General features: G+C 72.1%; 15 protein-coding genes. 5 read left to right on the forward strand and 10 right to left on the reverse strand.

Features of this window, described 5'->3' with window-relative positions; all coding sequences use genetic code 11:
* Positions 1-383 precede the first annotated feature (383 nt).
* Entirely contained in the window at positions 384-887 is a 504-nt protein-coding gene (locus tag OQ02_RS05595; RefSeq protein ID WP_033437176.1) for a carboxymuconolactone decarboxylase family protein, read from the reverse strand.
* A gap of 75 nt (positions 888-962) precedes the next feature.
* On the opposite strand from OQ02_RS05595, the gene OQ02_RS05600 reads away from it, so the two are divergent.
* Positions 963-1,430: a MarR family winged helix-turn-helix transcriptional regulator gene (locus tag OQ02_RS05600; protein WP_033437177.1), complete on the forward strand. Its 468-nt coding sequence runs from the start codon at positions 963-965 to the stop codon at positions 1,428-1,430.
* Between the two features lie 4 nt (positions 1,431-1,434).
* Here OQ02_RS05600 and OQ02_RS05605 read toward each other — a convergent pair whose 3' ends face one another.
* The 5 genes from OQ02_RS05605 to OQ02_RS05625 all read right to left on the reverse strand — a co-directional run bounded on the left by OQ02_RS05605 (position 1,435) and on the right by OQ02_RS05625 (position 5,503).
* Positions 1,435-2,430, reverse strand: coding sequence for a 1-aminocyclopropane-1-carboxylate deaminase (locus OQ02_RS05605; RefSeq protein WP_033437178.1), 996 nt, complete (start codon positions 2,428-2,430; stop codon positions 1,435-1,437).
* 2 nt (positions 2,431-2,432) lie between these two features.
* Positions 2,433-3,074, reverse strand: coding sequence for a GntR family transcriptional regulator (locus tag OQ02_RS05610; RefSeq protein ID WP_033437179.1), 642 nt, complete (start codon positions 3,072-3,074; stop codon positions 2,433-2,435).
* Positions 3,075-3,135: 61 nt separating this feature from the next.
* Positions 3,136-4,386, reverse strand: coding sequence for an RNA polymerase sigma factor (locus OQ02_RS05615; RefSeq protein ID WP_033437180.1), 1,251 nt, complete (start codon positions 4,384-4,386; stop codon positions 3,136-3,138).
* Positions 4,383-4,706: a YciI family protein gene (locus tag OQ02_RS05620; protein WP_033437181.1), complete on the reverse strand. Its 324-nt coding sequence runs from the start codon at positions 4,704-4,706 to the stop codon at positions 4,383-4,385. The genes OQ02_RS05615 and OQ02_RS05620 overlap by 4 nt, the downstream gene beginning before the upstream one ends.
* 86 nt (positions 4,707-4,792) lie before the next feature.
* Entirely contained in the window at positions 4,793-5,503 is a 711-nt protein-coding gene (locus tag OQ02_RS05625; RefSeq protein WP_033437182.1) for a VOC family protein, read from the reverse strand.
* Positions 5,504-5,526: 23 nt separating this feature from the next.
* Between OQ02_RS05625 and OQ02_RS05630 the strand changes: the two genes are divergently transcribed.
* Together OQ02_RS05630 and OQ02_RS05635 are read left to right on the forward strand one after the other, a co-directional pair.
* Positions 5,527-7,110 (forward strand): alkaline phosphatase D family protein, encoded by a 1,584-nt coding sequence (locus OQ02_RS05630; protein WP_033437183.1) that lies wholly within the window; start codon positions 5,527-5,529, stop codon positions 7,108-7,110.
* 102 nt (positions 7,111-7,212) lie between these two features.
* Positions 7,213-8,157 carry an RCC1 domain-containing protein gene (locus OQ02_RS05635; protein WP_051771883.1) on the forward strand — a complete coding sequence of 315 codons (945 nt, stop codon included), beginning with the start codon at positions 7,213-7,215 and terminating at the stop codon, positions 8,155-8,157.
* Between the two features lie 45 nt (positions 8,158-8,202).
* Here the strand turns inward: OQ02_RS05635 and OQ02_RS05640 are convergent, their stop codons facing one another.
* A complete protein-coding gene (locus tag OQ02_RS05640; RefSeq protein WP_033437184.1) occupies positions 8,203-8,967 on the reverse strand; it encodes a maleylpyruvate isomerase family mycothiol-dependent enzyme in 765 nt (254 codons plus the stop codon).
* The gene (locus tag OQ02_RS05645) at positions 8,964-9,377 is read right to left on the reverse strand and encodes an SAV_6107 family HEPN domain-containing protein (RefSeq protein WP_033437185.1); all 414 of its coding nucleotides are present in this window, start codon (positions 9,375-9,377) and stop codon (positions 8,964-8,966) included. The genes OQ02_RS05640 and OQ02_RS05645 overlap by 4 nt, the downstream gene beginning before the upstream one ends.
* Positions 9,378-9,559: 182 nt before the next feature.
* Here OQ02_RS05645 and OQ02_RS05650 point away from each other — a divergent pair, with 182 nt between their 5' ends.
* Together OQ02_RS05650 and OQ02_RS05655 are read left to right on the forward strand one after the other, a co-directional pair.
* The gene (locus OQ02_RS05650) at positions 9,560-10,120 is read left to right on the forward strand and encodes a YbaK/EbsC family protein (RefSeq protein WP_051771895.1); all 561 of its coding nucleotides are present in this window, start codon (positions 9,560-9,562) and stop codon (positions 10,118-10,120) included.
* The gene (locus OQ02_RS05655) at positions 10,117-10,677 is read left to right on the forward strand and encodes a GNAT family N-acetyltransferase (protein WP_033437186.1); all 561 of its coding nucleotides are present in this window, start codon (positions 10,117-10,119) and stop codon (positions 10,675-10,677) included. Before OQ02_RS05650 ends, OQ02_RS05655 begins: the two co-directional genes overlap by 4 nt.
* A gap of 21 nt (positions 10,678-10,698) precedes the next feature.
* Here the strand turns inward: OQ02_RS05655 and OQ02_RS05660 are convergent, their stop codons facing one another.
* Both OQ02_RS05660 and OQ02_RS05665 read right to left on the reverse strand, forming a co-directional pair.
* Positions 10,699-11,232 carry an isochorismatase family cysteine hydrolase gene (locus OQ02_RS05660; protein WP_081915439.1) on the reverse strand — a complete coding sequence of 178 codons (534 nt, stop codon included), beginning with the start codon at positions 11,230-11,232 and terminating at the stop codon, positions 10,699-10,701.
* A 22-nt stretch (positions 11,233-11,254) separates the two neighbouring features.
* On the reverse strand, positions 11,255-11,881 hold the full coding sequence (locus tag OQ02_RS05665) for a CHAP domain-containing protein (protein WP_033437187.1): 627 nt from the start codon (positions 11,879-11,881) through the stop codon (positions 11,255-11,257).
* Positions 11,882-11,956 lie beyond the last annotated feature (75 nt).

Consider the following 11,956-nt stretch of genomic DNA (forward strand, 5'->3'; position numbering starts at 1 on the left):
GCTCCGGGTTTCTGGTCCGGGCCGGGGCTGCGCGGGCTCCGGCCGGGGCCGGATTGGGGCTGAGCGGCAGGCCAGGGCCTTCGCACCCTGGATCGGGCCGCGCGGACTCCAGGCTGGGTCGAGGGTTTGGACCGGGCAGCAGGCCGGCTTCCAGGCTGCGGCTGCGGCTGCGGCTGCGGCTGCGGCTGCGGCTGCGGCTGCGGCTGCGGACCAGGGTTGGGGATGGCTTCGGGCGCTGGGTTGGGGTTCCGGATCGTGGGCTGGGGCTGGAGCTGAGGGCTCCGGACCGCTGGCCCCAGAGGCTGGGTTCCGGCTGGCGGCGCGGAGCTGGGGGCGTCAGGCGTGTCGGGCTGAGGCGTCGTCAGGTGCGCACCTCCGCCCTGTCAGGCGCGGACCAGGCGGTTTGCCAGGGTGGACATCGTGTACGTGCCGATGCCCAGCACGACCTCCAGCGCGTTGCGGGTGGTGAAGCCGGCGGTCAGGAATTCGGCCAGTTCGTCCTCCGGCACCTCGCCGGCGGTGGCCAGCACCCGCAGGGTGAACTGCCGCAGCGCCTCCAGCCGCCCGTCGTCCAGCGGCTCCCCGGACCGCAGCGCAGCGATCTGCGCCGCCTCCGCCCCCAACTCCCGGAGACGGCCGGTGTGCATGGCGACGCAGACCCGGCACTCGTTGCGGGTGGCGATGGTCATGACCACCACCTCCCGGGCGAGTGGGTCGAGGGTGCTCGCCTCGAAGAGCCCACTCGCGTGGAGGAAGCCGCCGAGCATCTCGGGCGACTCGGCGAGCAGCGCCACCGCCGGCGGCAGGTGGCCCAGGTGGGCGACGGTGGACTCCATCAGTCGCCGTGAGCCGGCGGGGGCGGATTCGAGCGTGTGCTGGGCGAACATGCGGAACTCCCGGTAAAGTCGACAACGTGGTTGTCGAAACAGTAAACCAGGTTGTCGAGTTTGTCGAGCGCGTCCATGGCTGACAACGACCCGCCGGGCTTCGAGCTGCCCCTGTTGCTGTTCGCCGGGTTCCGGTCGCTGATCGACCAGCTGCACGCCGAACTGGCCACACGCGGACACCCCGACGTACGACCCGCGTACGGGTTCGCCATGCAGGCGATCGGCGTCCTCGGCGCGACCGCCAGCGAGATCGGACGCCGCCTCGGCGTCTCCAAGCAGGCCGCCGGCAAGACCGTCGACCGGCTCGCCGCCCTCGGCTACGTCGAACGCGTCGACGACCCGCACGACGCGCGGCGCAAGCTGATCCGGCTCACGCCGCGCGGGATCGATTCGCTGGTCCAGTCAGCGGAGATCTTCGACCGGCTGCGGGCCAGGTGGGTCGAAGCACTCGGCGCGGACCGGGTCGCGCAGCTGGAGTCCTCCCTCCGCACGGTCGTGCCCAACGCCGGGTTCCCGGTCGACGTGCCTGGCTGGTTCGGCTGACGCGTCAGCGGAACAGAGCGCTGTAGGCGTTGAGCGCGGGCTGGCCGCCCAGGTGTGCATAAAGGACGTTCGAGTCGCGCGGGATCTCGCCGGTGGAGACGAGTTCCACCAGGCCCGCCAGCGACTTGCCCTCGTACACCGGGTCGGTGATCATGCCTTCCAGGCTCGCGCCCAGCCGCATCGCGTCCAAAGTGGACTCCCCCGGCACGCCGTAGATGCCTTCGTGGAACCGGTCGTCGAGGATCACGTCCGCGTCGGTCACCTCGACCTCCAGCAGGTGCGCCGTGTTCTTGGCGATCCTCAGCACCTGGTCACGGGTGTCGCACGGCTCGGCGGACGCGTCGATGCCGATGATCGTCCGCCCGCTGCCCGCGAACCCGGCCACCATGCCCGCCTGCGTGCTGCCGGTCACCGAGCACACGACCACCGTGTCGAACCGCACCCCCAGCTCGGCCTCCTGCCGCTCGACCTCGACCGCCCACCCGGCGAACCCCAGCCCGCCCAACGGGTGGTCCGACGCACCGGCCGGGATCGCGTAGGGCTTGCCACCCGCCGCACGCACGTCCTCGATCGCCTGCTCCCAAGCCGGCTTCACGCCGATGCCGAAGCCCGCCTCCACCAGCCGCACGTCGGCGCCCATCAACCGGCTGAGCAGGATGTTCCCCACCCGGTCGTACACCGCGTCCGGCCAGTCCACCCAGCTCTCCTGCACCAGCACGCACTTCAGCCCCGCCCGCGCCGCCGCCGCGGCCACCTGCCGGGTGTGGTTCGACTGCACGCCGCCGATGGACACCAGCGTGTCGCAGCCCGTGGCCAACGCGTCCGCCACCAGGTACTCAAGCTTGCGCGTCTTGTTGCCGCCGAAGGCCAACCCGGAGTTGCAGTCCTCCCGCTTGGCCCACACCCGCGCACCGCCGAGGTGCCGGCCCAGCCGCTCCAACTCGTGCACCGGCGAAGGGCCGAAGGTCAACGGGAAGCGCGCGAAATCGTCCAGCGCCATGATCAGTTCTCCTCAACCAGCAGGTCGGCCAACGTCGCCCAGTTCCGCTCGACCAGCCGCTCCACGAGGTCGGCGTCGGCCGCGGCGCAGGCGGTGATGATCTCGTCGTGCATCGCCACCGAGTGGCGGCCGGTCGGCGCGGCGAACCTCGACCGCTCCAACCGGCGGACGAGCGGGGTGTAGCGCTCGATGGTGGCCGCCACGGCGAAGTTGCCACTCCGCCGCACCGCCACCGCGTGGAACTCGTCGTCCGCGGCCAGCGCGGCGGGCACGTCGCCGGCGGCCAAGGCCTGCGCGAACGACGAGTTGGCGGCACGCATCGCGTCCAGGTCTGCCTCCACCATGCGCGGAACGGCCAGCCGTGCGGCCAACGCGTGCATGGTCCGGACGACGACGTACGCGTCACGCACCGCCGCCGTGTCCAGCGGGGTGACCCGCGTGTAGCTGTGCGGCTTGCTCTCGACCAGGCCTTCGTCGGTCAGCCGCGCCAACGCCTCGCGCACCGGCGTCCGGGACAGGCCCAGCCGTTCGGCCAGCTCCGCGTCCTTGATCGGCACGCCGGGCGCCAGGTCGCCGCCCAGGATCGCCTCGCGGATCGCGGTCAGCGCCTGGTCCCGGAATAACGCTCGACCAATATATTGCATATCGGCACTGTAGACGGTGCTGCTCGACAACGCACCGATCGGTACCGGCGAACTCCCGGCGTCAGCCCAGCTGGTCGCGGCGGCGGATCAGGTAGGCGGTCTCGGCGGTGTTGCCCGCCAGTTCGACGGCCCGGTCGTAGGCGGCGCGCGACTGTCCGCTGCGGCCCAGCCGGCGCAGCAGGTCGGCCCGGGTCACGTGGTAGGCGTGATAGCCGGCCAACTTGCCCTCGAGGCGGTCGACGGCCGCCAGCGCCACCTCCGGGCCGTCGAGCTCGGCGACCGCGATGGCCCGGTTGAGGGCGACGATCGGCGAGGGGTCGAGGCGGACGAGCTGGTCGTAGAGGGCGACGACCTGCGACCAGTCGGTGTCGCGGACGTCGCGGGCGGAGGTGTGCACGGCGTTGACGGCCGCCAGGATCTGGTAGCGACCCGGAGCCACCCCGCTGGCCAGGCGCTCGCGCACCAACCGGTGCCCCTCGGCGATCAGCGCCGCGTCCCAGGCGCCGCGGTCCTGCTGGTCGAGGGCGACCAGCTCACCGCTCGCCGACACCCGGGCGGTGCGGCGGGACTCGATGAGGAGCATCAGCGCCAGCAGCCCGGCGACCTCGCCGTCGTCCGGCATGAGGGCGCGGATCAGGCGAGTGAGCCGGATCGCCTCGGCGGTCAGGCCGGGGCGCACCGGACCGGTGTCGGGGCCGGTCGCCAGGTAACCCTCGTTGAAGATCAGGAAGAGGACGGCGAGCACGCCGGAGACGCGGACCGGCAGGTCCTCCGCGGACGGCACCCGGTAGGGGATGCGAGCCGCCTTGATCTTCGCCTTCGCGCGGGTGATCCGCCGGCCCATCGCGGTCTCCTGCACCAGGAAGGCACGGGCGATCTCGGGCACGGTCAGACCGCCGACCATGCGCAGCGTCAGCGCCACGCGGGTCTCCGGCGCGAGCGCCGGGTGGCAGCAGGTGAAGATCAGCCGGAGCCGCTCGTCCTCGATGGCGTCCTCGACGGCGCCGTCGAAGACGTCGACAGGCTCGGGCGGGTCGTCGCCGTACAGCACCCGAGCCTCCTTCTGCTTGTCGTCGCGCTTGCTCTCGCGCCGGATCCGGTCGACGGCCCTGCGGTGGGCGGTGGTGGTCAGCCAGCCGCCGGGGTTGGGCGGCACACCGTCCGCGGGCCACCGCTCGACGGCCACCGCGAACGCCTCCGCCGCCGCCTCCTCGGCGATGTCCAGGTCGCCGAAACGCCTGGTCAGGACGGCGACCACCCGTGCCCACTCCTCGTGGTGCGCCCGGGTGATCGCCTCGCTGACATCGCTCACAGGAACGGCCGCACCTCGACCTTCCGGTTGCAGGCCTTCGACCCGTCGGTGGCGAGCCTGAGCGCCACGTCGAGGTCGGCGGCCTCGATGATCCAGAAGCCGACCAGGTACTCCTTCGACTCCACGAAAGGCCCGTCGGTGAACAGCGCCTCGCCACCGCGGTTGTCGACGACGGTGGCCGTGTCGGGCCCGCCGAGCCCGCCGGCGAAGACCCAGTGCCCCTCGGCCTGGAGCCGGTCGTTGAACACGTCGATCGCGGCCATCTCGTCCGACGTGGCCAGGGCGGACGAGTCGTGGATCACGGAAAGCAGGTACTGCATCTGAGATCATCTCCTGTGCTCCGGGGCGCCCTCGTGAGCGGCCTCTCACCCCTACTACGAACGCCCCTGCCCCGATCCGACACCGGTCAGCGCGGTGTCAGGACGCAGAACTCGTTGCCCTCGGGGTCGGCCAGCACCACCCACGGCACGTCGATCTGCCCGACGTCCGCCCGCACCGCGCCCCACGCCTCCAGCCGCGCCACCTCCATCAGCAGGTCGCCGTCGGCGGGTGGCGCGAGGTCCAGGTGGATCCGGTTCTTCACCGTCTTCGGCTCGGCCACCCGCACGAACTCCAGCGACGGCCCGGCCTCCTGGCTCAGCGACGCGAAGTCGGCGTGCTCGCCGGTCACCGGCAACCCGACCACACCGGCCCAGAACGCCGCCTGCGCCACCGGGTCGGACGAGTCCACCACCACCGCGGCCACCAGGCCGGTGTGGGCGTACTCGTCGCGCTGCTCCAGCACGCAGAACTCGTTGCCCTCCGGGTCGGCCAGCACCACCCACGGCACGTCGCCCTGCCCGATGTCCACCTTCTTCGCGCCCAGGTCGAGCGCCCGCGCCACGATGTCCGCCTGGTCCTCCGACGACGAGGAAGCCAGGTCCAGGTGCACGCGGTCCTTCACCACCTTCGGCTCGGGCACCGCCCCGAACACCAGTTCCATCCGGCCGCTGAGCGCCACGTCGACCTCGTCGGCGCTCTCGCCGGTGATCGGCTGCTCCAGCAACGCCGACCAGAAACGGCCAAGGGCCGCCGGGTCGACCGCGTCCACGACGACGTCGCACCACCTCGTTGCCATGGACCGACGGTAACGTCTGCCCAATGGCTGAGCTGGTACTTGGTCCGGTGTTGCGGCACGTCGACTCGACTTCGGCGACGGTGTGGGTCGAGACGGACGCCGCGTGCGCGGTCACGGTCGCGGGCGGCCGGGCGGAGACGTTCCGAGTCGGTGAGCAGCACTTCGCCCTGGTCGTGGTCGAAGGGCTGTCCCCCGGCACGACCACGCCCTACGACGTGCGACTGGACGACGCGGTGGTGTGGCCGCAGCCGGATTCGCCGTACCCGCCGCCCGTCATCAGGACCGACCCGGTGCGGCGGCTGCTGTTCGGCTCGTGCCGCGCGGCGAAGTCCGAGCCCGAGCCGGGGAAGCCGGACAAGCTCGGGCCGGACGCGCTGGACGCGTACGCGCTGCGGATGGTGGACCAGCCGCGCGCCGAGTGGCCGGACGCGCTGGTGCTGCTCGGCGACCAGGTCTACGCGGACGAGCCGACGCCGCGGGTCACCCGGTGGCTGGCGGAACGCAGACCCGAGCCCGCGGGCGAGGTGGTGTCGTTCCGCGAGTACGCCGAGCTGTACCACGAGTCGTGGGCCGACCCGGAGATCCGCTGGCTGATGTCCGTCGTGCCGACCTCGATGATCTTCGACGACCACGACGTGCGCGACGACTGGAACACCTCGCGGACGTGGCGCGAGCAGATGGCGGCCAAGCGGTGGTGGCCGGAGCGCATCCGGGCCGGTCTCGCGTCGTACTGGGTGTACCAGCACCTGGGCAACCTCTCGCCGCGCGAGCTGGCGTCCGACGAGTTGTACGGGAAGGTCCTGGCCGACGGCGGTGACGTGCAGGGGCTGCTCGAGGACTTCGCCGCGCAGGCCGACCGGGAGGTCGAAGGCGGCAAGTCGACGCGGTGGAGCTACCGGCGGGACTTCGGCCGGGTGCGGCTGCTGGTGATCGACACCCGGGGCGGGCGGATCCTGTCCGGGCCGGAACGGCTGATGGTGGGCGACCGCGAGTTCGAGTGGATCGAGGAGAACGCCGAGGGCGACTTCGACCACCTGCTGGTCGGCTCGTCGCTGCCGTGGCTGATGCCGCACGCGCTGAGCCACTTCCAGTCGCTGAACGAGCGGATGGCGGGCCTGCCGGGGTGGCGTGGCCGGTTCGGGGAGAAGGTGCGGCAGGTCGCGGACCTGGAGCACTGGCCCGCGTTCCGGGGTTCGTTCGAGCGGCTGGCCCGGCTGCTGGGGCGGATCGCGCGGTCCGACGAAGCGCCCGCCACGGTGTGCGTGCTGTCCGGGGACGTGCACCACAGCTACGCGGCACGGGCGGAGTTCGAGGCGCCGGTGGACTCGAAGGTGTACCAGCTCGTCTGCTCGCCGGTGCACAACGATCCGCCGTGGGTGTTCCGGCCCGCGTTCCGGCTGTCGTGGTCACGGCCGGTCGCGCGGGTGCTGCGGTGGTGGGCGGACCGGCGCGGGATCTCGCCGGACCCGGTGGGGTGGCGCAAGCTCAGCGGCCCGCACTTCGGCAACTCGGTGGGCGTGCTGGAGATCGACGGCCGCGACGCGCGCTTCCGGTTGGAGACGGCGACCACCGACGGTCTGCGGGAGGCCACCTCCCTGGCGCTCTGAGTTGTGCACGGGGCGTGTGGTGATCATCAGTAGCTTCTCCGAGCGCGTGTGCCGTTCGACGCGCACGCGCACCGATGGCAGTCCACTGGTTGGAGAAGCATCTTGAGGAAGTTCGTTCGCGGCCTGCGCGCGACCGTCCTGGCCGCCGCGCTGGTCGCGTCGGTCGGCGTCGACACCGCGTCCGCCGCTCCCGCCCCCGTCGGCGAAGTCCTCACCTGGGGCACGGCTTCGGTGACGGCGGTCCCGATCCCCGAGGAGGCCGGATCGGGGGTCACCGCCATCTCCGCCGGGTTCAAGCACAACCTGGCGGTCAAGGACGGCAGGGTCCTGCTCTGGAGCGCACCCGACGCGCTGGAGAGCGAGCACTCGCGGGTGCCGCTGGACGCGTGGGACGGTGTCACCTCCGTCGCCGCGGGCACGTACCACAGCCTGGCCTTGAAGGACGGCAAGGTGATCGCCTGGGGCCGCTGGCTGCTCACGGACGTGCCCGAGGCCGCGCTGTCGGGCGTCACGGCCATCGCCGCCGGCCAGCACTACAGCCTGGCGCTGAAGGACGGCGGCGTGATCGCGTGGGGCTATGAGGAAGGTGGCCCCGGCATCAACTTCGGCCAGTTCGACGTGCCGGAGGAGGCGAAGTCGGGCGTGACGGCGATCGCCGCCGGGCTCGGCCACGCGCTGGCGCTCAAGGACGGCAAGGTCATCGCCTGGGGCTGGAACAAGTACGGCCAGATCAACGTGCCCGCGCAGGCCCTGTCCGGTGTCACGGCCATCGCCGCGGGCGCACAGCACAACCTGGCGCTGAAGGAGAACGGCGAGGTCGTCGCCTGGGGCTGGAACCTGTACGAGCAGGCGTCGGTGCCCACGATCGCGAAGTCCGGCGTCACCGCCATCGCCGCCGGCCAGATCCACAACATGGTGCTCAAGAACGGCGCCGTCATCGTCTGGAACTACAACGGCCAAGGCCAGATGGACGTGTCGGCCGAGGTCAAGGCGGGCGGCATCCAGCAGATCAGCTCGGCCTACTACCACAACCTGGTGCTGAGGTAGGGGGCGACGTCGGCCCGCCGGTCGGACGAGCGGCGGGCCGACGGGCTACTTGGTGGCCAGCCTCAGCAACGCCCACAGCTGGGCGATCGCGTCGTGGTCACCGGTCGGCGGCGGCAGGTCGCGGTCCGGGATGCGGCCCCACAACCAGCGGTACAGCTGCATCGGGGTGCCGGTCACCTCGCCGTTCGCCGACTTCGCCTCCTCGTCGTCGACCAGTCGTGTCACGGCCGGGTCCGGTCCGGTCGTCGCCAGCCACACCTTGTCCCCGGCGCGGAGTGCCACGGTCCCCTGACGGGTGCCGCGCACGCCGAGGAGGTCCAGCCGGTGTCCCAGCCACAGCGACAGGATCTCGTCCACGCCGTCCTCGGCCACGTCGTCGTCCACCGGGTCCACCGGCAGCCCGGCCGCCGACTGGACGTCCATCCGGTGCACGGTCGACTCGTGCGCCAGCCGCCGTGCCCAGAAGTTGTGGTTGCGCTCGGCGGGCCACCACGTCTCGCACTGCTCGTCCGGCTCGCGGGCCCGCAACGCCCGAACCAACGGCGGCACACCCGACCGGACGTACTCGGGCAGCGTCTGCCCCTTCTCCGGGTCCTGCTGCCACACCAGCGGTTGGCTGCCTTCCCTCAGCCACGTCGACACCATCCGGTACGTGCTGCCCACGTGCCTCGCCGTCTCCCCGAGGTTGAGTCCCGGGCACGCGGGCACCTGGCGTTCCGGGCGCTGTCCTTCGGCCGACGCCGCGAGGCGCTCGGCTTCCTGCTCCACTACGTCGATCAGGCGGTCGTAGGCGACCAGTCCCCTGCTCACAGTCCGTCCTCGTACATGATCTCGTCGACCAACTCGGTGAACTGCGCCGCTTGGCGCACCAGGTCGTCGGCTGCCCGCGGGGTGACCTGCCTGGTGATGCCCGCCGACACGGCCGCGCGCGTCGCCGAGCACTCGGCGAAGAACGCGGCCCACTCGCGCAGTTCCGGCGCGAGGGAGGACAGCAGGACCCACACGCTGGTCGGCCTGGCCCGGCCCCGGTGGGGTCGGCCGCGGGCCGCCAGCACGGCCGCCGCGGCCCGCATCGCGGCCAGGTAGGCCGTGGCGAAGCGGGTGTGCGGCGCCGGGTCCCGTTCGGCCTCGGTCAGGCACTCGCGCGCCTGGCCGAGCAGGGTCACGGCCGACGTCGGTGGCAGTGGGAGGGGAATGCGGCGGGGGAAGGTCTGAGTCATCTCGCGGCCTCCTCGCGGCGTCGGGACAGCGACGACCGCCGCGGGGAGACGGCGGCACTTGGTGGTGGGGCGCTTCCCCCGCCCCACCACCAAGGCATTGCTCGAACAAACGTTCGAGCAGGACCAGACTAACCTGCCGGCCCGGAACTCCTCAAGCCGACCGCCCATGGTCTTATGAACGGGTGAGCGCACTCGACCACCCCGGCATCCGCAAGGTGGCCGCCGCACTGTCCGAGGCGGGCCACCACGAGGCGGCGAACGGGATCCGCGTGCTGGCCGACGCCGTTCGCACCGCCGCCGAGGCGGCCGAGGCGGTGGGGGTGCCGGTCGGCGCGATCGCGAACAGCCTGGTGTTCGCCGCAGTGACCGACGGCGTCGCCGCGCCGCTGCTCGTGCTCACGTCCGGCGCGCACCGGGCGGACACCGGCAGGCTCGCCGCGCTGACCGGCGCCGACTCGATCGAACGGGCCACGCCCGCGTTCGTCCGCGAGCACACCGGCCAGGTCATCGGCGGCGTCTCCCCGGTGGGGCACCCCGCGCCGATCCGCACGTTCGTCGACGTCGCGCTGGAGCAGTACGACGCGGTGTGGGCCGCCGCCGGGCACCCGCACGCGGTCTACCCCACGACTTACGCCGGCCTGGTCGACCTGACCGGCGGCACACCCGCCGAGGTCGCCCGATCCGAGGGTTCGCAGTCCGAGGGTGCCCGGTCCGAGGGTTCGCGGTCCGAGGGTTCGCGGTGACCGCCGCGCCGTCGCAGCGGATCGTCACGCTGTCCTCGCGCGAGCTGAACTCCCGGCTGGACGAGGCACTGGCGCTCTACGTGAGCGCGATGGACTACCCGCCCGGCACGGCCGAGCAGCGCGCGCCCATGTGGTTGGCGCACATGCTGCGCGAGGGCTGGCGGTGCGTGGTGGCGCTGGGAGAGCAGGACGAGCTCGTCGGCATCGGCTACGGCTACCGTGGCTCGGTCGGCCAGTGGTGGCACGAGCAGGTCCGGCACGGGCTGACCATGGTCGCCGGGCCGAACGCGGTCGAGGAGTGGATGCGCGACTACTTCGAGCTGACCGAGCTGCACGTCCTGCCGCGCGCGCAGAGCCGGGGCATCGGCGAGCAGCTGCTGCGGAACCTGCTGGCCGGCGTGCCCAGCTCACGGGTTCTGCTGTCCACGCCGGAGGGCACGAGCAAGGCGTGGCGGCTGTACCGGCGGATGGGTTTCGTCGACGTGCTGCGGCACTACCAGTTCACCGGTGACCCCCGGCCGTTCGCCGTGCTGGGTCGCGTCCTCCCGGTCACCTGACGCCCGCCGCCCGGCCCGTGGCTACACGTCCGCCGCCGCGAGCAGGCGCAGCTCCCCACCGGGGTGGATCGCCCTGCTGAGGATCCGGTTGTGCCGGTCGATGACCTGCTCGGCCGTCAAGCCCGCTTCGGGGTCGCCGTCGGCGGCCGGCGCGTGCCCGTCGCTGACCAGCACCACGTCCAGGCCGTGGCTCAGCGCGGACCTCGCGGTCGCGTCGACGCAGTAGTCGGTGGCGACGCCGGTCAGCACGACGGTGTCCACGCCTCGTTCCGCGAGCAGCGCCGCGAGGTCGGTGCGGTAGAACGCGTCGGTCGCCGTCTTGTGGATCACCACGTCGGCCGGTTCGAGGCCGAGGCGCGGGCTGATCCCGGTACCCGGTGCCTCCGGGTCGAACTCCGTTCCCGGTGCCCCGACCTGGCGCAACGCGATCACCGGCATGCCGTTGCGCCGGGCCTTGCGCGCGAGTGAGGAGATCCGGTCGACAAGCTCCTCGCCGCGCCAGACGACCGGGATCAGCAGCTCCTGCAGGTCGACGACCACCAGTGCTGCCTTCATGCCGGCACCGCCCATCCGGGGACTAGAACGGCGAGACGAAACCCGTCGCCTGGAGGTACCTGCCCGCGTTCAGCCCTTCGATCGGGCGCAGCTTCGAGTAGACGACCCGGTCGCCGAAGTTGCCCTCGACGGTGCGGACGTGCGTCGCCTGGCGCCCGGTCCGGTCGTACTTGACCTCGACCACCAGGCCGACGTGCGCGTGCATGTCCGGGTAGTTGCCGTAGACCACGGCGTCACCCGGCTCCACGTCGCGCTCGCCGATGTCCTTCCACCGGCCGTTGGCCTTGCCCCACTTCTGCCAGTACGTCGCCCAGTGCGCCTGGTCGAGCACGGACCCGCCCGGCTCGGGGCGCATCGACGGCTTGTCCGGCACGCCGCCCGTCGTCCACGCCCAGTTGACGAACACGCCGCACCACTCGGCCGGGCGCAGGACGCCCTGGCCGGTCTGCTGGTACTTCTCGGGGTAGTAGTTGCCCTTCGCCTCGCGCTGGCCGACCTCGCGCAGCGCGTGGTCCACGATCTCCTGCCGCACGCGCCACTCGGCCTGGTCCTCGACCGGCTGGGCCTGCCCGGACGCCGGGACGCCGGCGATCAGCAGCGCACCGGCCAGCACCACGCCGAGGGTCGACCGCATCGCACGTCTGGTCATCGGTTCCCCTGCCCCCTCATCCGGCCCGCACGTCCATCCAACCCCCGGTCCGGTGACCTCGGCGTGAGGTCACCG

The organism is Saccharothrix sp. NRRL B-16314, from assembly GCF_000716595.1.
In the GTDB taxonomy this organism is placed as follows: domain Bacteria; phylum Actinomycetota; class Actinomycetes; order Mycobacteriales; family Pseudonocardiaceae; genus Actinosynnema.